At 39.3% G+C, this 21131-nt stretch carries 21 protein-coding genes; 6 read left to right on the top strand and 15 right to left on the bottom strand.

Translation table 11 applies throughout. From position 1 onward, the window contains the following. Positions 1-53: 53 nt before the first annotated feature. From KP713_RS04505 to ccmA, 6 genes are read right to left on the bottom strand one after another with little or no spacing between them, the layout of a single operon-like run. Positions 54-2000, bottom strand: a complete 1947-nt coding sequence (locus KP713_RS04505; protein WP_111407572.1) for a heme lyase CcmF/NrfE family subunit — start codon at positions 1998-2000, stop codon at positions 54-56. Continuing rightward, entirely contained in the window at positions 1997-2518 is a 522-nt protein-coding gene (gene ccmE / locus KP713_RS04510) for a cytochrome c maturation protein CcmE (protein WP_005631161.1), read from the bottom strand. The genes KP713_RS04505 and ccmE overlap by 4 nt, the downstream gene beginning before the upstream one ends. After that, positions 2515-2718, bottom strand: a complete 204-nt coding sequence (gene ccmD / locus KP713_RS04515; RefSeq protein ID WP_005634314.1) for a heme exporter protein CcmD — start codon at positions 2716-2718, stop codon at positions 2515-2517. The genes ccmE and ccmD overlap by 4 nt, the downstream gene beginning before the upstream one ends. 45 nt (positions 2719-2763) lie before the next feature. Beyond that, positions 2764-3504 carry a heme ABC transporter permease gene (locus KP713_RS04520; RefSeq protein ID WP_005634316.1) on the bottom strand — a complete coding sequence of 247 codons (741 nt, stop codon included), beginning with the start codon at positions 3502-3504 and terminating at the stop codon, positions 2764-2766. Positions 3505-3564: 60 nt separating this feature from the next. Beyond that, complete coding sequence (gene ccmB / locus KP713_RS04525) at positions 3565-4230, bottom strand: heme exporter protein CcmB (RefSeq protein WP_005637214.1); 666 nt, start codon at positions 4228-4230, stop codon at positions 3565-3567. Between the two features lie 4 nt (positions 4231-4234). Beyond that, the gene (gene ccmA, locus KP713_RS04530; protein WP_215769973.1) at positions 4235-4873 is read right to left on the bottom strand and encodes a cytochrome c biogenesis heme-transporting ATPase CcmA; all 639 of its coding nucleotides are present in this window, start codon (positions 4871-4873) and stop codon (positions 4235-4237) included. A gap of 261 nt (positions 4874-5134) precedes the next feature. Here ccmA and sodA point away from each other — a divergent pair, with 261 nt between their 5' ends. Next, positions 5135-5788 (top strand): superoxide dismutase [Mn], encoded by a 654-nt coding sequence (gene sodA / locus KP713_RS04535; protein ID WP_215769974.1) that lies wholly within the window; start codon positions 5135-5137, stop codon positions 5786-5788. A 42-nt stretch (positions 5789-5830) separates the two neighbouring features. Here the strand turns inward: sodA and KP713_RS04540 are convergent, their stop codons facing one another. The 7 genes from KP713_RS04540 to KP713_RS04570 form a co-directional block, all read right to left on the bottom strand. Continuing rightward, on the bottom strand, positions 5831-6586 hold the full coding sequence (locus KP713_RS04540) for a class I SAM-dependent methyltransferase (RefSeq protein ID WP_215769975.1): 756 nt from the start codon (positions 6584-6586) through the stop codon (positions 5831-5833). Positions 6587-6717: 131 nt separating this feature from the next. Continuing rightward, positions 6718-7863: an N-acetylglucosamine-6-phosphate deacetylase gene (gene nagA / locus KP713_RS04545; RefSeq protein ID WP_215769976.1), complete on the bottom strand. Its 1146-nt coding sequence runs from the start codon at positions 7861-7863 to the stop codon at positions 6718-6720. A 57-nt stretch (positions 7864-7920) separates the two neighbouring features. Beyond that, positions 7921-8724 (bottom strand): glucosamine-6-phosphate deaminase, encoded by an 804-nt coding sequence (nagB, locus tag KP713_RS04550; RefSeq protein WP_048953896.1) that lies wholly within the window; start codon positions 8722-8724, stop codon positions 7921-7923. A gap of 178 nt (positions 8725-8902) precedes the next feature. Next, positions 8903-9781: an N-acetylneuraminate lyase gene (gene nanA, locus KP713_RS04555; RefSeq protein ID WP_005631506.1), complete on the bottom strand. Its 879-nt coding sequence runs from the start codon at positions 9779-9781 to the stop codon at positions 8903-8905. A gap of 10 nt (positions 9782-9791) precedes the next feature. Then, a complete protein-coding gene (locus KP713_RS04560; RefSeq protein WP_005625613.1) occupies positions 9792-10658 on the bottom strand; it encodes a MurR/RpiR family transcriptional regulator in 867 nt (288 codons plus the stop codon). After that, entirely contained in the window at positions 10651-11553 is a 903-nt protein-coding gene (locus KP713_RS04565; RefSeq protein WP_215769977.1) for an N-acetylmannosamine kinase, read from the bottom strand. Before KP713_RS04565 ends, KP713_RS04560 begins: the two co-directional genes overlap by 8 nt. Positions 11554-11599: 46 nt before the next feature. Next, positions 11600-12286 carry a putative N-acetylmannosamine-6-phosphate 2-epimerase gene (locus KP713_RS04570; protein ID WP_005646238.1) on the bottom strand — a complete coding sequence of 229 codons (687 nt, stop codon included), beginning with the start codon at positions 12284-12286 and terminating at the stop codon, positions 11600-11602. 359 nt (positions 12287-12645) lie between these two features. Here KP713_RS04570 and KP713_RS04575 point away from each other — a divergent pair, with 359 nt between their 5' ends. From KP713_RS04575 to KP713_RS04595, 5 genes are all read left to right on the top strand, one after another. Then, positions 12646-13632 carry a sialic acid TRAP transporter substrate-binding protein SiaP gene (locus tag KP713_RS04575; protein ID WP_114890948.1) on the top strand — a complete coding sequence of 329 codons (987 nt, stop codon included), beginning with the start codon at positions 12646-12648 and terminating at the stop codon, positions 13630-13632. A gap of 70 nt (positions 13633-13702) precedes the next feature. Then, a complete protein-coding gene (locus KP713_RS04580) occupies positions 13703-15553 on the top strand; it encodes a TRAP transporter large permease subunit (RefSeq protein ID WP_215769978.1) in 1851 nt (616 codons plus the stop codon). A 123-nt stretch (positions 15554-15676) separates the two neighbouring features. After that, positions 15677-16804, top strand: coding sequence for an N-acetylneuraminate epimerase (locus KP713_RS04585; protein ID WP_215769979.1), 1128 nt, complete (start codon positions 15677-15679; stop codon positions 16802-16804). An 87-nt stretch (positions 16805-16891) separates the two neighbouring features. Then, positions 16892-18355: an N-acetylglucosamine-specific PTS transporter subunit IIBC gene (nagE, locus tag KP713_RS04590; protein WP_118790179.1), complete on the top strand. Its 1464-nt coding sequence runs from the start codon at positions 16892-16894 to the stop codon at positions 18353-18355. 63 nt (positions 18356-18418) lie between these two features. Continuing rightward, on the top strand, positions 18419-18853 hold the full coding sequence (locus tag KP713_RS04595; protein ID WP_140450018.1) for a methyltransferase family protein: 435 nt from the start codon (positions 18419-18421) through the stop codon (positions 18851-18853). 43 nt (positions 18854-18896) lie between these two features. Here KP713_RS04595 and hflC read toward each other — a convergent pair whose 3' ends face one another. Both hflC and hflK read right to left on the bottom strand, forming a co-directional pair. After that, positions 18897-19784, bottom strand: coding sequence for a protease modulator HflC (gene hflC / locus KP713_RS04600; RefSeq protein WP_005631485.1), 888 nt, complete (start codon positions 19782-19784; stop codon positions 18897-18899). Then, entirely contained in the window at positions 19784-21019 is a 1236-nt protein-coding gene (hflK, locus tag KP713_RS04605; protein WP_180978647.1) for an FtsH protease activity modulator HflK, read from the bottom strand. Before hflK ends, hflC begins: the two co-directional genes overlap by 1 nt. Between the last annotated feature and the right edge of the window lie 112 nt (positions 21020-21131).

A 21131-nucleotide genomic window follows, 5' to 3' on the forward strand; every position in this document is an offset into this window, starting at 1 on the left:
TCACATAATCTAATTAAAAGTTAAGGCACACCTAATCAAGGTGCGCCGTCATATTATTTTTTCAATAAAGCGTTAAATCGATAGCGTCGATCGAACATACACAACAATCCACCTAACGCCATAAACAAGCCACCAATCCAAATCCAACGAATAAACGGCTTATAATATAAACGTAACGCCCAAGAATTATCATCAATCTTTTCACCGAGAGCCACATAGAGGTCACGAGTTAAACCACCAGCAATGGCGGCTTCCGTCATAGACATACGACTTACTGTGTAAAAACGTTTTTCTGCAAATAAGCTTGCTTCTGGTTGCCCATCTTTCGAAATATCAATTTGAGCTTTTCCACCAATATAGTTTGGGCCATTTGCATCCGTCACACCAGCAAATTTAAAATCGTAACGACCGATTTGTGCACTCTCGCCAACCTTCATTCGAACATCACGTTCTACGCTGAAGTTTTGGCTAAAGGCGATCCCCCAAACTGTCATTGCTACGCCTAAGTGAGCTAACATCATTCCCCAATGAGAACGAGATAGTTTGCGTACGCCAACAAAGAATGATTCACGATGCGTCGCACGTTGTTGCAATTCATAAAGCGCAAGTAACGCAATAATTACAGTCATCATTGAACCCAGCACAGAACTTACTGTAATTTTATCTTGCAAGAAGTAAGGTAACGCAAAACCTGCAATCAGCATAACAAATACGCTGATAACAACAGGCATACGAATTGCAGAAAATTGGTCTCTACGCCATTTCACCAAAGGTCCAATACCAAGCAATAATGCAAATGGTGTCATAATAATTAAGAACATTTGATCAAAGAATGGCGCACCAATAGAAATAGAACCTAAACCAAGTTGTTTGTGAACGAGTGGTAATAACGTTCCTAAGAATACAACGCAAAGTGCGGTCATTAATAAGATATTATTTAATAACAACATACTTTCGCGTGAATAGCGTTCTGCATTATCACGAGAGCGAATTTGACTGCCTTTATACGCATAGAGCGCAAGCGAACCACCAATTACTACAACAAGGTAAGCCAAAATATACAAACCACGAGTTGGATCCGATGCAAATGCGTGAACTGAAACTAAGATGCCAGAACGAACTAAGAACGTGCCGAGTAAACAAAGCGAAAAGGCTAAAATCGCAAGTAATACCGTCCAAGCTTTGAAAGAACCACGTTTTTCTGTCACAGACAGAGAGTGAATCAATGCTGTACCAGCAAGCCAAGGCATAAACGAGGAGTTTTCCACAGGATCCCAGAACCACCAGCCGCCCCAGCCAAGCTCATAATAAGCCCACCAAGAACCGAGAACGATACCTAAAGTTAAAAACACCCAAGCAGCAAGCGTCCAAGGACGAGACCAACGCGCCCAAGCTGAATCTAATTTTCCAGTCATTAAGGATGCGATCGCAAACGCAAATGCCACAGAAAAACCAACATAGCCCATATAAAGTAATGGCGGATGGAAAATTAATCCTACATCTTGCAACATTGGGTTAAGTTCTTTTCCGTCCACTGGGAAATCTGGGAAAGTACGAGTAAAAGGATTTGAGGTGAACAAGACGAACAACACAAAACCGACGCTAATAATCCCCATTATACCAAGTACACGAGCAACAGCTTCTTGAGGTAAATGTTTACTCAATAAAGCAACGGCAGATGACCAAACGGCCAGTAACCAAATCCACAGTAATAAAGAACCTTCATGAGAGCCCCATACGGCAGACAAACGATAATAAATCGGTAAAGCCGTATTAGAGTTATTCACAACATACTGAACACTAAAATCATTTACTGCGAATAAATAAAATAACGCAGCAAAAGCGATGCTTAGACTTGCCAATAAACCATAAGTCATTGGGCGAGCTAATGCCATTAATTGAGCATTACCCTTTTCTGCCCCCCACAAAGGGAAAATCGCCAACATAAGCGATACGGCTAAGCTTAAAGCCAGCGCATAATTTCCTAATTCAGCAATCATTTTGCGCCTTCTTTTTCTTGACGATCACGTGTGCTTTCGCCTTTTAAATCCGCATCACCAATCCCCATTGGTTTATGCACTTTTTGCATTTTTTCACCTAATTCTGGTGGCACATAATTTTCATCATGTTTAGCCAATACTTCTGTCGCGGTTAAAACGGTTGGCTGAGTTAATACACCTTGAGCCACAATACCTTGTCCTTCGCGGAAAAGATCCGGCAAAATGCCTTCATATTCAACAGTGATCGCAGGGCCAATATCATTCAAATCGAACCGCACTTTCAAGCTTTTTGGATCACGCACTACTGTGCCTTCAACCACCATACCGCCAACACGAATACGTTGCCCCACTTCAGGTTTTTGATTCGGGTTATTATCCTTGCCTTGAATCACTTCAGATGGCGTATAAAACAAGTCGATATTTTGACGTAACGCATACAGCATCAATCCACTTGCAATAGCAATGCCGAGCACAACAAAAATGACTAATTTAAATCTGGATTTACGTCTTGGATTCATAGTGTGTTCCCTTTATTTGCTTGTTGTAAACGTTCTTCGCGTTGTTGCTCACGCAATACATTTTGTAACACTGTCTTGCGTTGTTTTACACTTTGAACAATTAAGGCAATCACTGCCACTAAACTTACTGCATAGGATAACCATACGTAAAAACCGTAGCCACCCATATTAAAAAAATCACTCCAAGTCTGGAAAAACATAAAATATTCCTTATAAAAAATCGCTAAAAAACTAACCGCACTTTATTATTTCAGTGTTTGAGCCAATGCTTTAACCCAAGGACGTTTCGCATCTTCTTTCAATAATTCCACGCGATAGCGAACTAAAGTAAGCCAAATATACAAGGTTAAAAAACCGAAAATACACAAAATTAATGGAACCAACATTGGAATTGCAATGGATGGTTTTTCCAGTTTAGTGATACTCGCACCTTGATGTAACGTGTTCCACCATTCCACAGAAAAATGAATAATCGGTAAAATCACGACCGTTGTAATGCATAAAATCCCAGCCGCTTTTGCCCCTACGTTACGATCTGAAAAAGCAGAATAAAGCGCTAAGATACCAAGATAAAGAAAGAATAAAATCAATTCTGCAGTTAAGCGAGCATCCCACACCCACCAAGTGCCCCACATTGGTTTACCCCAAATGGCGCCCGTAACAAGCGATAAGAAAGTAAACAATGCTCCAATTGGCGCCATTGCAATCATGGCGAGGTGAGCTTGCTTAATTTGCCATACAAGGGCAACCACAGCTGCAATCGCCATTGATCCGTACACACCCATTGACCAAATCGCTGTCGGCACATGAACATACATAATTCGGAAACTATTACCCTGTTGGTAATCTGCTGGGGCGAATGCTAAGCCCCATACAATGCCAACACCGAGTAAAATAAGTGTTAAAAATGCAAATAGCGGACTCAATTTACCGCAGATACGATACTGAGTTTCGGGTTTTGCATAAGGATGTAACCACTTCCACATAAAAAAGATCCTTAAAAATTTAAGAGAAAAACCACCGCACTTTTATACGGTAGAATGAAATTAATTATCTAAACTAATTCGCAGTGCCGCGGCGATGGCAAAAGGCGAAAGTGTTACTGCGCCAACCATCATAGCACCTAAAATTGCCAGTTGCCCGCCATAAGGCACATTTAAGCCTGCAGCCTCTAATACTGATGAGGCAAAAATTAAAACAGGAATAAACAACGGAACAACAAGCAAACTCAACAACACGCCCCCTTTTCGCAATCCCACTGTTAAAGCCACACCAATTGCACCGATACAACTCAATACAGGAGTGCCCAGTAACAATGTCAAAACCAATGCCCACCAAATATTGACCTCAAGAGAAAGCAATAAAGCGGCAATAGGCGATAGCAAAATAAGCGGTAAGCCTGTGAGTAACCAATGCGCAACCACTTTCGCCAAAGCAGTCATCGGCAAAGGCTGTGCGGTTAACATTAATTGTTCAAGAGAGCCATCAATAAAATCATCACGAAACAAACGTTCAAAAGAAAGCAATGCTGAAAGCAATGCGGCTACCCATGCAATACCCGGTGCGATACGGGAAAGTAATTTAGGATCTGGCCCAATAACAAGCGGAAACAAAGTAATCACAAGCAAAAAGAACCATAGCGGATTTAAAATCTCCGCATTTTTGCGCATCGCAATTTGAAGTTCACGTTTAATTATTTCTAAAAAAATCATTAAGTTATTCCGCTTTATAAGCCGCTAAATTCAATTTTTGCAGATGAGAACTTGGTACTTCTTGGTGGCTGGTTAACAACACAATGCCACCTCGTTGAGCATGCTCATCAAAAAGTGCGGTTAGAATTTCCACGCCTTTTTTATCAATCGCAGTAAACGGCTCATCTAAAATCCATAAGGGCGCTTGAGACAGCCATAAGCGACCTAACGCAATACGCTTTTGTTGTCCTGCTGAAAGTTGTGCGGCAGGCAAATCTTCACGACCTAATAATCCCACTTCCTCAAGCAAATCCCACAAAATATCAGTATTTTGTTCCGCTTGGCTAATTCGTTGATAAAACTGCAAATTTTCCCATGCTGTTAGTTCTGGTTTTACGCCTGAAAGATGACCTAAATAAAGCAAATTTTGATGATACTGTTCACGTTGTTTAGAAATTGCTTCAGCATCCCACCGCACTTCGCCTTCTAAAGGTTGAGCTAAACCCGCAAGAATACGTAATAAACTGGTTTTACCTATGCCGTTATGCCCTTCAATTTGCACAAAATCACCGCTATTAAAATCGCAAGTCAAAGCACGAAAAAGTACTCGCTCACCACGTTGGCAGGATAAATTTTGCAGAGATAACTTGTGTGGTTCAAACATAATTGCAAAGGGAAAATAAAAAGTGGCGATATTCTATCACAAGGGAAATATTTGACGAGATTTTAGCCCTCAAAACAAATAACTATTTAGGTGTAGATCGATAGGTTTATTGATTTAAAACAAGGTTTAATAAATTCGTCTATTAATGCAAAAGGAAAAACATTTAATGATCTAAATCAAATTTTTTGCTATTATTTGCTCACTTTTGGTTATAGACCAAAACCCTCAACGAAATTTGTCTTTACATAGAAGGAATAAATTATGGCTTACACTCTACCTGAATTAGGCTACGCCTACGATGCATTAGAACCACATTTCGATGCGCAAACAATGGAAATCCACCACAGCAAACACCATCAAGCTTATGTAAACAATGCAAACGCTGCATTAGAAGGTTTACCCGCTGAATTAGTGGAAATGTGCCCAGGTCAATTAGTTTCTAACCTTGACAAAATCCCTGCAGAAAAACGTGGTGCATTACGCAATAATGCAGGCGGTCACACAAACCACAGTTTATTTTGGAAAAGTTTGAAAAAAGGTACTACTTTACAAGGTACATTAAAAGATGCGATTGAACGTGATTTCGGTTCTGTAGAAACATTTAAAGCTGAATTTGAAAAAGCAGCCGCAACTCGTTTTGGTTCAGGTTGGGCATGGTTAGTATTAACTTCTGAAGGTAAATTAGCCGTGGTATCAACAGCAAACCAAGATAACCCATTAATGGGTAAAGAAGTGGCAGGTTGTGAAGGTTTCCCACTTTTAGGTTTAGACGTTTGGGAACACGCTTACTACTTGAAATTCCAAAACCGTCGTCCAGACTACATTAAAGAATTCTGGAACGTGGTAAACTGGGATTTCGTTGCAGAACGTTTTGAACAAAAAACAGCCCATTCAGAATGTAATTGTGCTAAATAATAAAAGATAAAGGCCTAGAAAACTAGGCCTCTGTTTTTTATATTATTTTTGACTACATACAGCAATAAAATGTAATTTATGTTCAGGATCATTAAAGGTTTTGAACATTCTTTTAAATTGCTCACGATTTTCCGCTTTCATGGCATTACGGATGATTTTTAAGGTCCCAAGAATGCCCTCATCATAAATCATTCCTTTTGGTGAAAGTAAGGTCATCTGACCAGAGAAAGTATCAACATTTCTAAAGCCACTTTCTTGGAATATTCCTTTCCAGCCATCTTTCGTTAATGGCGTGACCATCACGTTAATCGCGTTGCGCATATTCTCTAGAATCGTTTGATGATCATTCCCCACCAGCATAACATCGTGAGTAAGCAATAAACCATTTGGTTTTAACACTCGAAAATATTCTGCAATGGCTTTTTTCTTAGCTTCCACGGGTAACATCGTGAGCATCGCTTCATTGATGACAATATCAAAACTTTCATCCTCGAAAGGTAACTTCATCGCATTCGCTCGCTGCACATGAATTTTTTCTTGCAAGCCATTTGCTTCGATATTTGCTTGTGCTTTTTCTAACGCATGTTCGTCTAAATCAACACCTTCAATATGGCAACCAAATTGTTTCGCCAATCCAATGGCTGTCGTTCCCATATTACAGGCAACCTCTAACACTTTTTTATCTTGGCCAAAATCGCCATTGGCAATTAACCAGTCTGTCGCTTTTTTACCGCCTGGACGCAAACGAGTTTTACCTAAACGTGCAAGAAAATTATGCCCTACTTCATCTTTCGCCATATCTATCTCCTAGTAATTAACTTGGTTTTATATTATAGATGAAAATTATTCTTATTAAAGTAGTAAAGCAAAAAATAACCCAACCGATTGGTTGGGCTATAAAAGATCAGAAAAATTTACCGCACCTTAAATCAATTAGGTTTCCATTCACCATTAAGCACAGTTGCTGTCACTTTATAATCTGACGTAAACACGGCTAAATTTGCGATTTTTCCTTTTTCTACCGAACCTAAACGATCATCCACACCAATTGCTCGTGCAGGATAAAGGTTACTCATTCGAATTGCTTCAGCAAGCGGAATTTCTACAAACTCCACTGCATTTTTAATAGACTCGATCATGGTAATTGATGCACCAGCGATCGTACCATTAGCATCAAAACAGTGACCATCTCGGATATAAATAGTTTTTCCTACGAAGGTGAAGGTTTCCAATTCAGGTGGCGCACCTGCTGCTGCGAGAGAGTCCGTCACAATACAAAGTTTGTCACCTTTGATTTTTTTATCAATGCGAACATTGCCGTAATTGATATGCACACCATCCACGATAATACCAGTGTAAACATCTGAATCGAGTACTGCACCTACTACGCCCATAGCACGTCCAGAACTAATTGGCGACATTGCATTATGCAAGTGAGTCGCAAAAGTTGCGCCTTTGTGGAATGCGGATTTAGCGACTTCATAAGTCGCATTAGAATGGCCTACAGAGACAATAATGCCCGCTTTCACAAAATCAGGCGTATAGTTAATAGTTGGGTTTTCTGCGGCAATGGTAATTTTTGTAATGACATCACCATTTTCACAGAGGAAATCTTTCATTTCAGGCGTAATTTCACGAATATATTCGGGACGGTGTACACCTTTTTTCTCAACACTGATAAACGGCCCTTCAATATGTAAACCAAGTGCTTGGTTTTTATGCTTATTTAAATATTCACGCATAATTTTCACCGCACTTTTTATGTTTTCATCTGGTGCCGTGATAAAAGTAGGAAGGAAACTGGTACAACCTGATTTCAAGTTAGTTTCCTGCATAATTTCCAAGGTTTCAACGCTAGTTTGGTCGTTAAACATCACGCCACCGCAGCCATTTAATTGAAGATCAATAAAACCCGCCGTTAAATTATTACCTTGTAAATCAATGGTTTTGATGCCTGTTTCTAATTCAGCTTGTGGAACTACCGCTTCAATAATTTCACCGTTAATAATTACCGCAAAATCACGTAAAACATCATATTTTGTGTAAATCACACAATTTGTTAATGCATATCTCATTTTTTGTCCTTAAATAAAATAATCAGAAAAATGACCGCTCTTTTGAGCGGCAGGATCTTATAACACGCTATGAATGGCGCGTTGTTCTAATTCAGTAAAATATTTAACTGTTTTTACTTTCAATTCTTGCTGTGCAGGTTCATCACAAACTAACACAAAATGGCGATGTAATTGAAGTGCACTCACTGTCCACATATGGTTCACACCACCTTCGACTGCTGCTTGAACGGCAAGCGCCTTATGATGGCCAGTTGCAAGGATCATCACTTCTTCTGCATCTAATAATGTGCCTACACCAATAGTCAAAGCATATTTAGGCACTTTATTCACATCATTATCAAAGAAACGTGAATTTGCGATCAGCGTGTCTTGAGTTAACGTTTTAATACGAGTGCGAGAGCTCAATGATGACGCTGGTTCATTAAAGGCGATATGGCCATCATTTCCTACTCCGCCCATAAATAAATTAATTTTTCCGTAAGATTTAATTTTTTTTTCATAACGGTGGCATTCCGCATCATGATCATCCGTATTGCCGTTAAGAATATTGATATTTTCTGGCTGAATATCGATATGATTGAAGAAATTGTTATACATAAAACTATGATAACTTTCAGGATGTTCCTCTGGTAAACCCACATATTCGTCCATATTGAATGTTACTACATGCTTAAAGCTCACCTCTCCCGCTTTACAAAGTGCGATTAATTCTTGGTAAGTTTTTAATGGCGTGCCACCAGTTGGTAAACCGAGAACGAAAGGACGTTCAGCTGTAGGATTAAAATGATTGATACGATCAACAATATGGCGTGCAGCCCAACGACTCACCTGTTGTTCGTTGTGTAGAGGGATAAGACGCATACTATACTTCCTTCATTTTCAATACCGTGGATAAACAAACCAACGGTTAAACATAATGGTTCCCCACTACGAAATAGAAAAACTGAGAAGCAGGAAACGAGAATTGCTACCCCAAGAGGGATAAATTATGAGTAACCTAGGGAAATCAATCCCCTAGGTTCTCACGATATTCCATTAATTATAAAAATTTCGCTTTCAACTCTTTTGCTTTAGCAAGCTGAGCATCCGTTGCTTTTGCTGTCATTGGCTCACGGCAATAACCCGCATCCACACCTTCTAATTTAAGCAATTCTTTGATGGTTAAATATAAACCATTCGCTAAAATGCCTTCGATTAAATCGTTGGTTACATGTTGAATTTCTAACGCTTCGGCTAATTTACCCGCTTTGGTCAATTCAAAAATTTGACGAGCACGAACGCCGTTTACGTTGAAAGTTGAACCGATTGCACCATCCACACCAAGTGCGGCCGCAGGTAACATCATTTCATCGAAACCAGCCCAAATTAAGTGGTTTGGATAAGCTTTTTTCAAACGTTCTAATAAGTAGAAATCACCTGCTGTGAATTTTACCCCTAATACTTTAGGGTTTTTGTAAAGTTCACCAAATTGTTCAATTCCCATATTCACGCCAGTTAAGAACGGAATAGAATACACGATCATATTATTACCCGTTTCTGCAATAATGGTGTCGTAATAATGTTTGATTTCAGGGAAACTAAATTTGTAGTAGAACGGAGTAACTGCAGATAAGCTATCGTAGCCTAATTCTGTCGCATATTTACCTAATTCCACCGCTTCTTTTAAGTTTACGCTGCCCACTTGAGCAATTAGCGCGATTTGATCTTTTGCTTCATCTTTTGCAATACGGAAGATTTCTTTTTTCTCTTCAGTTGAAAGCATAAAATTTTCGCCTGTTGAACCACCCACATATAAACCATCAACTTTCATTTTATCGATATTGTGGCGGATAATTTGACGTAAACCTTTTTCATTAATTGTGCCATCTTCATTAAATGACACTAATAATGCACTAAAAATACCTTTTAAATCACGCATAAGTTTTCTCCTATTTTATACGTTGTTCAAGAATCACATTGAGGGTTTTTTGCTTGGTTTGAGCTGCAAGTTCTTCTTCGCCTTGCACTAACAAAGCATAAATTAAATCTAATACAAAAAGCTGTGCAATTTTGGTACCAATGGAGTCACCTTGTAGCTTCCCTTGTTTATTACCATTTACCAAAACATAATCAGCATATTCTGTAACAGGTGAACGCAAACTATGAGTTAATGCCACTGTCGTTGCACCATTTTGTTTAGCAATTTTGAGTGTATGTGCTGTTTCAGCGGAATATCCTGAATGACTTAAACCAATTGCCACATCAGAAGACGTAAGTAATGCCGCCTGCATATACATAAAATGATTATTACCTGTTGCATCCACTTGGAAACCGATACGCATCAATTTATTTTTTGCATCTTCAGCTGTCACGCCAGATGATCCCACGCCGAATAAAAAGATACGACGTGCTTTTTTAATGGCTTTAACCACTTGTTCAAGCTGTTTTAAATCTAATAAATTAACCGTTTCTTCCATTACATTAGAAACTGCCGCTTGCAACTTTTGTGCAATCGTTAAAGAATCATCGCTAGGCATAATTTCTGTTTCGAGCACAGTTTCATCATTGTTATCTTTCGTGGCAAGCTCAATGGAGAGTTCTAATTTAAAATCGCTGAAACCTTTAAAACCAATGGTTCGACAAAAACGGACGAGCGTAGCTTCTCCAACTTCCAAATGTTTAGCGATTTCTGAAAGGGGACATTGAGACACCAAATCAGGGGAACGCAAAATCGTATCAGCAATTTTTTTCTCTGACTTAGTTAGACTGTGGTAAAGCGAGCTAATGGTGTTTAACACATTTCCGGATTTAGCCATAAATTGTTCCTTTTGGTTTATCAAGCAGAACATCTTTCACCCAATAAGCTGCGCCAACTAATCCTGCATCTTGACCAAATTTAGCAGATTCAATGTCACAGCTATATACAGCTGGCATAGCCTGTAAGAAACGTTTGACTAATGGTAAATAACCTTCAGCCAACCCGACACTACCACCTACAACAACTTTTTGCACATCCAATCCAATCACTAAATCCGCCACTAAATTGGCAATGGCTTGGGCTGAACGTTCTATAAGTGCGGTAGCTTTTTCATCATTTTTTTTAAAACGTTCAAAAACTTCTCTTGGTTCGCAAGGATCATCCCATTGGGAAGATACCGCTTCAATAGCACGACCCGCAGCAACGGCTTCTACACACCCACGGCGACCACAACCACACATTGGGCCATTTGGATCCGCTAATGTATGCCCGATATGTCCTGCGATTCCCTTTGGACCAGTTTGTAATTGTTGGTTTAATATGACACCACCACCCACGCCAGTAGAAACAGTAATAAAAACAAAGTTTGATACTTTTTCTGAATCTTGGAGTTGGTATTCCGCATAAGTTGCGGCTTGCGCATCATTTAATAAGCCAATTGGTTTATCCGTGTGTTTAGCAATACTTTCTTTTAGTGGAAATTGATTCAAACCACCCAAATTTTTAGGGTTAAGTGCGGTTAAAACACCGTCATTTATAATGCCTGTTGAAGCCACCGCCACATAATCAAATTGCCCCGCATAATGGGTAAGAAGTTGTTCCAATGCTTGATGCATTCCTTCCACCACATTTTCACGCGGCGTATAAATTTGTTGGCGTTGTTCAACTTCGCCATTTTTTACGATAGCCGCCGCGATTTTTGTACCACCAATGTCTAGAGCTAAACAACGCATAACTTATCCTTAATTAGTATGAAGTATTTTCTCACACGTCTTACGACTATCTTGCAGATTTCACAGAATTAGCAAACCAACTCACGATATGCTCAAGGCGAGTTAATGCTGAACCAACGGTTACACAATCTGCGCCAATTTCAATGGCCACTTTTGCCAATTCAGGGGTGTTATAGCGACCTTCTGCCATAACAAAACAACCTGCCGCTTTTAAATCTTTCACTAATTGATAATCAGGCTCTTCAGGAACTGGACCACCTGTATAACCAGACATTGTGCTGCCCACAATATCAAAACCGAGTTTTTGACAATACAAGCCTTCTTCTAAATTAGAGCAATCTGCCATTGCCAAGCAGCCCATTTCATGAATTTTTTTCACCGCACTTTCAATATCAACTGGACGAGGACGGCTAGTGCCATCTACCGCAATAATATCTGCCCCAGCATTGGCAAGATCTTCAATATCTTGCAGAAATGGCGTAATACGAATCGGACTATCAGGTAAGTCCCGTTTTACAATACCGATAATTGGAATGTTTACAAAAGGACGCGTCGCTTTAAGGTTATCTACACCTTCAATACGTAAGCCTGATGCGCCACCAGCAACAGAAGCTTGAGCCATAGCAGAAACAATTTCTGGTTTATCCATTGGACCATCATCAACTGGTTGGCAAGAAGCAATGAGACCATATTGAATTTGAGAAAGCACATCTTGATGAGATAATTTCGACATAATATCACTCCTAAATATATTGAGGCCGATAATGCTTAAATGCTTTATTATAAGCCATCTAGGCATTAGCATTATTTAGACTCAACCATCCTCAAAAATATAACTGAGCCCGCATTTTCGTCAGTGCTCAGCATTATATAAAAACATAACTCCATTTTAAAAGATTTTTTGAAGTATTTTTTTGCAAATGTGATCTACCTCTCAATTTTGAAATAAAACTTCACAGAGCAGTTCAAAAAGTATTTTTTTACTTTAGAATAGCGCCCGAGTCGTTTTTTTGATGTCTAAAACATCAAGCATTCACTTTCAATCCAAGCCAATTATGGCTTATATCAACATAGGTTCACACAGGAGCGAACATTATGAAATTTACTAAACTTTTCCTTGCAACTGCTATCACATTAGGCGTTTCTTCAGCCGTTTTTGCCGCAGATTATGACTTAAAATTTGGTATGAATGCGGGTACTTCATCTAATGAGTACAAAGCAGCAGAAATGTTTGCAAAAGAAGTAAAAGAAAAATCACATGGTAAAATTGAAGTTTCACTTTATCCAAGTTCACAACTTGGTGATGACCGTGCAATGTTAAAACAATTAAAAGACGGTTCTCTTGACTTCACTTTTGCTGAATCAGCTCGTTTCCAATTATTCTATCCTGAAGCTGCAGTGTTTGCGTTACCATATGTCATCACCGACTACAACGTTGCACAAAAAGCATTAAAAGAAACCACATTTGGTAAAGATTTAGTTCAAAAAATGAATAAAGAATTAGGCTTAACCTTATTATCACAAGCTTATAACGGTACTCGCCAAACAACTTCAAATAGAGCGATCAATAGCATTGCAGATATGAAAGGCTTAAAACTTCGTGTACCAAATGCTGCAACTAACTTAGCATACGCAAAATATGTAGGCGCATCTCCAACACCTATGGCATTCTCCGAAGTGTATCTTGCACTTCAAACTAACTCTGTAGATGGTCAAGAAAACCCATTAGCAACAGTACAAGCACAAAAATTCTATGAAGTGCAAAAATTCTTAGCGATGACTAACCACATTTTGAATGACCAACTTTATTTAGTGAGTAACGAAACTTATAAAGAATTACCGGAAGATCTTCAAAAAGTAGTCAAAGACGCCGCTGAAAATGCAGCAAAATACCACACTAAATTATTCGTAGATGGTGAAAAAGATTTAGTGACATTCTTTGAAAAACAAGGTGTTAAAGTGACTCACCCAGATTTAACGCCATTCAAAGATGCGATGAAACCATTCTATGCTGAGTTTGTAAAACAAACTGGTGAGAAAGGTGAAAAAGCATTAAAAGAAATCCAAGCTCTTAAATAATCTCTATCACGTGCGCCAGCAATTTGGTTGGCGCACTCATTTTCGTTCTCCACAATCTCCGGAGTGAAGTATGAAATTTTTTAACAAACTTGAAGAATGGATTGGCGGCGCGCTATTCCTTGTCATCTTCGGTATTCTTGTAGCCCAAATTCTATTCCGTCAAGCTTTCCACTCGCCGTTAATTTGGAGTGAAGAACTCGCTAAACTCTTGTTTGTTTATGTAGGAATGCTCGGTATTAGCGTGGCAATTCGCAAACAAGAACACGTTTACATTGATTTCTTAACCAATTTGATGCCACCTTCAGTTAAAAAAGTCGCAAACTCTTTTGTACAGTTAGTGATTTTCCTTGGTATTATTTTCTTTATTCATTTTGGTGTCAAAACTTTCCTAGGTTCTAGTTTCCCGATTGATGCATTAGGTGGAATTTCAGAAAAATGGATTTACGCTTCTTTACCGATCATTTCTATTCTAATGTTAGTGCGTTTTTTCCAAGCACAAGCGGACAATTTTAAAGAAGATAAAAGCTATTTACCTACAACCTTCTTTATTGTAAGTGCGGTCATTTTATTAGGCATTTTGTTTACTTTCCCAGAGTGGTACAAAGTATTACGCATCACAGAATATGTGAAGTTTGGCTCGAACTCAGTATACATTGCCCTAATATTCTGGCTAGTTATTATGTTCCTTGGTGTGCCGGTAGGTTGGTCATTATTTATCACCACATTACTTTATTTCTCAATGACTAGATGGAACGTGGTAAATGCAGCAGCCGAAAAACTAACCATGAGTTTAGATAGTTTCTCATTACTTGCTGTGCCGTTCTATATCCTAACGGGTATTTTAATGAATACTGGCGGTATCACAGAACGTATCTTTAATTTTGCGAAAGCCTTACTCGGTCACTACACTGGTGGTATGGGTCATGTAAATATTGGCGCAAGTTTATTGTTCTCAGGGATGTCAGGTTCTGCACTTGCTGATGCAGGTGGCTTAGGTCAGTTAGAAATCAAGGCTATGCGCGATGCAGGTTATGATGATGATATTTGTGGTGGTATCACTGCAGCTTCTTGTATCATCGGTCCATTAGTTCCACCAAGTATCGCTATGATTATTTACGGTGTAATCGCCAACGAATCCATTGCGAAACTCTTCGTTGCAGGTTTTGTACCTGGCGTACTTGTTACGATTGCCTTGATGATCATGAACTACTACATCTCTAAAAAACGTGGTTATCCAAGAACACCAAAAGCAACTCGTGAAGAACTTTGCACATCATTCAAAAAAGCGTTCTGGGCAATTTTAACCCCATTACTCATCATCGGTGGTATCTTCTCTGGCTTATTTAGCCCAACAGAATCTGCTGTTGTTGCTGCGACTTATTCCGTCATCATTGGTAAATTCGTTTATAAAGAATTAACCATGAAAATGCTCTTTAATAGCTGCGTTGAAGCAATGGCAATTACTGGTGTGGTTGCATTAATGATTATGACTGTGACCTTCTTCGGAGATATGATCGCACGTGAACAAGTTGCAATGCGTATTGCAGATGTGTTCGTTGCTGTAGCTGATTCTCCACTTATGGTATTAGTCATGATCAATGCGCTCTTGCTCTTCTTGGGTATGTTCATTGATGCATTAGCATTGCAATTCTTAGTGTTACCAATGTTAATTCCAATCGCAATGCAATTTAATATCGACTTAGTATTCTTCGGTGTAATGACTACCTTGAATATGATGATCGGTATCTTAACACCGCCAATGGGTATGGCTCTCTTTGTGGTGGCTCGTGTGGGGAATATGTCAGTATCCACTGTAACGAAAGGTGTATTGCCGTTCTTAATACCAATATTCTTAACATTAGTATTAATTACGATTTTCCCACAAATCATTACTTTTGTACCAAATCTATTGATGTCTTAACACTAAAGTGCGGTTAAAAAAAGCAAGGCTTTTATAACCGCACTTTTTTTATAAAATAAATCCTATTCAATGCGGTTTTATGAATAGCAAACTATAAACATAACTTAATAAATGAGGTTTATTATGAAATTGACAAAAACAGCATTATGCGCCGCACTTTTTGCAACTGTTGCATTTTCAGCTAGCGCACAAGCCTATCCAGATTTACCAGTAGGCATCAAAAGTGGAACAGGTGCACTCATCGGCGATACCGTATATGTAGGCTTAGGTTCGGGTGGCAATAAATTCTATTCTTTAGACTTAAAAAATCCTGCTGCACAATGGAAAGAAATTGCAGCATTCCCTGGTGGTGAACGTAATCAACCTGTTGCAGCAGCTGTAGATGGAAAACTTTATGTATTCGGTGGTTTGCAAAAAAATGAAAAAGGCGAGCTCCAACTTGTTAATGATGCTTACAGCTACAATCCAGCTGATAATACTTGGGTGAAACTTCCTACTCGCTCTCCGCGTGGTTTAGTGGGTTCAAGCAGCGCATCTCACGGCGATAAAGTTTATATTTTAGGTGGTTCTAACCTCTCTATATTTAATGGTTTCTTTCAAGACACCCTGGCAGCAGGCGAAGATAAAGCGAAAAAAGATGAAATCGCAGCAGCTTATTTCGATCAACGCCCAGAAGATTATTTCTTCACAACAGAATTATTGAGCTATGAACCATCAACCAATAAATGGCGCAATGAAGGTCGTATTCCATTCTCTGGTCGTGCTGGTGCGGCATTCACCATCCAAGGTAATGACTTAGTGGTGGTCAATGGTGAAGTTAAACCTGGGCTTCGTACCGCAGAAACTCACCAAGGTAAATTCACTGCTAAAGGTGTTCAATGGAAAAACTTACCTGACTTACCTGCGCCAAAAGGTAAATCACAAGATGGTTTAGCTGGGGCACTCGCAGGCTATAGCCATGGCCATTATTTAGTCACGGGTGGAGCTAACTTCCCTGGTTCAATTAAACAATTCAAGGAAGGCAAACTTCACGCGCATAAAGGTTTAACCAAAACATGGCATAACGAAGTTTATACTTTAAATAATGGTAAATGGAGTATCATTGGTGAATTACCAATGAATATTGGCTATGGTTTCTCAGTGTCTTACAACAATAAAGTATTGCTCATCGGTGGTGAAACTGACGGTGGTAAAGCGTTAACCAGCGTCAAAGCTATTAGCTACGATGGTAAAAAATTGACCGTTGAATAATTTGGCATAGAATAATGTATAAGGCTTGAGGCAAGAATGGGCTCAAGCCTTTTGATTTCATCAAAATATAAAAATTAAGGAGATTATATGAGTGTACTTAGTTACGCACAAAAAATCGGTCAAGCCTTAATGGTGCCTGTGGCAGCCTTACCTGCTGCGGCATTATTAATGGGTATTGGCTATTGGATCGACCCAGATGGTTGGGGGGCAAACAGTCAATTAGCGGCATTATTAATTAAATCTGGCGCGGCAATTATTGATAACATGGGCTTACTCTTCGCTGTGGGCGTCGCGTTTGGTCTTGCAAAAGACAAACACGGTTCCGCCGCACTTTCAGGTCTTGTTGGTTTCTACGTAGTAACCACCCTGCTTTCCCCTGCTGGTGTAGCACAATTACAACACATTGATATTAGTGAAGTGCCTGCCGCATTCAAAAAAATTAATAACCAATTTATCGGGATTTTAATTGGTGTGATTTCAGCTGAACTTTACAACCGGTTCTATCAAGTTGAATTACCAAAGGCACTTTCGTTCTTTAGCGGAAAACGCCTCGTCCCAATTTTGGTTTCTTTCGTCATGATCGCCGTATCATTTGCCTTACTCTATATTTGGCCTCATATTTTTAATGCGCTCGTTTCATTTGGTGAATCCATCAAAGATTTAGGTGCAGTCGGTGCGGGGATCTACGGTTTCTTCAACCGTTTATTAATTCCTGTTGGCTTACACCATGCCTTAAACTCTGTATTCTGGTTTGACGTAGCAGGTATCAACGATATTCCAAACTTCTTGGGCGGTGCTAAATCCATTGCCGAAGGTACTGCAACTGTGGGTGTAACGGGTATGTATCAAGCTGGTTTCTTCCCAGTGATGATGTTTGGTTTACCAGGTGCGGCTCTTGCAATTTATCACTGCGCAAAACCAAATCAAAAAGTACAAGTGGCCTCAATTATGCTTGCGGGTGCATTAGCCTCTTTCTTTACAGGGATCACTGAACCGCTTGAATTCTCATTTATGTTCGTTGCGCCTGTACTTTATGTATTGCATGCATTATTAACGGGTATTTCTGTATTCATTGCAGCCACAATGCACTGGATCGCAGGATTCGGCTTTAGTGCTGGTTTAGTGGATATGGTACTTTCTAGCCGCAACCCACTTGCCGTTAGCTGGTATATGTTACTTATACAAGGTATTGTATTCTTTGCTATCTATTATTTTGTGTTCCGTTTTGCAATTAATGCCTTTAATCTCAAAACGCTAGGACGTGAAGATAAAGCAGAAACAGCTGCAGCCCCAACACAAAACAACCAATCTCGAGAAGAAAAAGCGGTGAAATTTATCGCTGCTTTAGGTGGTTCAGAAAACTTCAAAACTGTGGATGCTTGTATCACTCGTTTACGCTTAACTTTAGTTGACCATCACAATATTAATGAAGATCAACTTAAAGCGCTTGGTTCAAAAGGTAATGTAAAATTAGGCAATGATGGATTACAAGTCATTTTAGGGCCTGAAGCTGAACTTGTAGCAGAAGCAATTAAAGCAAAATTAAAATAAATTTTGACCGCACTTTACATGCCGTCTATCACTAGGCGGCATTTTTATTAATGAGATTTAGCGATGTTATTTATTCCACCACCACTACTCTGTTTATTAATTGGCACAGCAATGTATTTTTTGCCAAAAGTTGCCAGTTATTCTGTCCATTTTGCAGTTATTGCCTTTGTCATTACGCTTTCATTTTTGATTGCCGGGGGCAGTGTGCTTCAATTTTTTATCCGCAAAACGACTATCAATCCTCACGACTTTAAACACACAACACAATTAGTTTCTACAGGCATATTTCGATTTAGCCGTAATCCAATGTATTTAAGTTTGCTGTTAATGTTAATTGCGTGGGCTCTTTGGTTGGGTAATAGTTTGGCTTGGTTAGGCGTAATTGTCTTTATACTAGTTATGAATCGCTTTCAAATAGCCCGAGAAGAAGCCTATTTGGAAAGTAAATTTGGCAATGAATATCGTCTTTACAAACAAAAAGTAAGACGCTGGCTATAAAAAAAACACCTTCACAAGGAAGGTGTTTTTATCAATTTAAAATCTATTTCTTCGGTGCCTGCATAAAGCGGAAGAAATCACTATCTGGTTTTAAAATCATCATATTGTCAGAGCTTGCAAAACTCGCTTCATAGGCTTTTAAGCTACGTACAAAACTGAAGAATTGTGGTTCTTGAGCAAAAGCATCTGAATATAATTTTGCCGCCGCTGCATCGCCTGAACCTCGTAATTCTTGTGCAGTTTTATTTGCATTAGCAAGAATCAAGGTCACTTTACGATCTACATCTGCTTGGATAAATGCTGCTTTTTCTTTACCTTGAGAACGGTGTTCACGTGCGACTGCATCACGTTCTGCACGCATACGTTGGTAAATTGAAGAAGATACTTCGTCCGGTAAATTGATTTGTTTTACACGCACATCAATCACTTCAATACCCAATTCTGCCGTACTATCTTGCCCTGAATTTAAAGCTTTTTTGGCACCTTCCATTAATTCACCGCGTGTACCAGAAACGATATCTTTAATGGTTCTTGTACCAATTTCAGAACGCAAACGGTCATTTACTTTACGGCTTAACAAGCTTGAAGCTTGGGTATAATCACCACCACCAGTAGATGTGTAGAATCGACCAAAATCACTAATTTTCCATTTCACATAAGAATCGACTAGCAAGTCTTTTTTCTCAACAGTAACAAAACGTGTTGCTGATCCATCTAAGGTGCGAATACGCGCATCTAAAACTTTAATGCTATCAATCAAGGGCACTTTAAAATGCAAGCCTGGTTCATATACAACTACTTTGTTATCTGCATCACGTTGTACTTTGTTGAATCGCAACATAATACCGCGAGTACCTTCCGTCACGACCACGACGCTGGAATACACCACTGCCGCAATGACAAAAATAGCTGGTAATAAAAATTTACGCATTAGTTAAATCTCCCTTGGCGAATCGGCTCAACAGTGCTTGGTAGTTGGCTTGAAGAATGATTAATACGCTCTGGCTGTGATAAAACAGGCGCAGATTCTACCGCTCTTTCTGTTACGGCTGGCGCTTTAGCTGATACTTTTTTACCCATAATTTGTTCTAACGGTAATACAGTTAAATTGTTACCATTATTGCCATCAAGCATCACTTTTGGCGTATTTGCCATGACTTTTTCCATGGTTTGAATATATAAACGCTCACGCAGTAAATCTGGCGCAGCTTTAAATTCAGGCAATAAACGCTGCAAACGTTCCACTTCGCCTCGAGCATCTAACACAATACGATCTTTATAAGCTGTCGCTTCTTCAATAATACGTTGTGCATCACCACGCGCAATCGGCTCTTTCTCTCGGGCATAGGCTTCCGCTTCACGAATGAAACGTTGTTCATCTTCCTGCGCTTTAATCGCATCATCAAACGCATCTTTTACTTCTTCAGGTGGGCGCGCAGATTGGAAGTTCACATCAATCACCTCAAGTCCCATATCATAGGATTTGATAATGTCATTTAACGCCTTCCACGTATCTTCACGAACAACCGCACGGCCTGTTGTTAAAATATCATTCATTGACATATGACCGATCACATAACGCAATGCACTGTCAGTCGCTTGACCTAAACTATCATCCGCATTCGTCACGCTAAAACGATATTTGGCAGGATCTTGCACACGATATTGCACGGTCATTTCCACACGAACCATATTTTCATCTTTAGTCAGCATTGAACCTTGCGTACGAAGTTCTTTAACTTGCTCGACATTCACCGGCAATACTTTATCTACAAATGTTGGTTTCCAATTCAAACCTGGTTGAACAATAGAATGTAATTCACCAAAACGAAGCACCACACCACGCTCAGCCTCTTTAATGGTGTAGAAACCACTTACGCCCCAAATAATCGCACCAATAGCAACGGCAAGTGGAACCACTTTTCCAAAATTAAATGGCGTACTGTTTTGAGAACTACCATTGTTTTGACCGCTCTTTTTATTTCCACCACCTAATTTTCTGAGAAGGTTATTAAAAATCTCCTCAATATCTGGCGGAGATTGTTCTTGATTCCCACGATTTTGATTGTTATTCCATCCATTATTATTGGATGAATTTCCCGGCTGTTGGTCGTTGCTTTGCCCTGGTTTACTCCAAGGATCGCGATCTGAACCGTTCTGTGACATTTCATTCTCCATTTGTCAAAAAATTGTTAAGAGTTTAGCTAAATAAATGGGGCGCGTCTATGAAAATGCAAGGCTTTTTAGGCAATAAAAAATCCTTGATTTTACACAAGGA

Origin of the sequence: Haemophilus sp. SZY H36, from assembly GCF_018829625.1 — a bacterium.
GTDB classification, from domain to species: Bacteria; Pseudomonadota; Gammaproteobacteria; order Enterobacterales; family Pasteurellaceae; genus Haemophilus; species Haemophilus haemolyticus_K.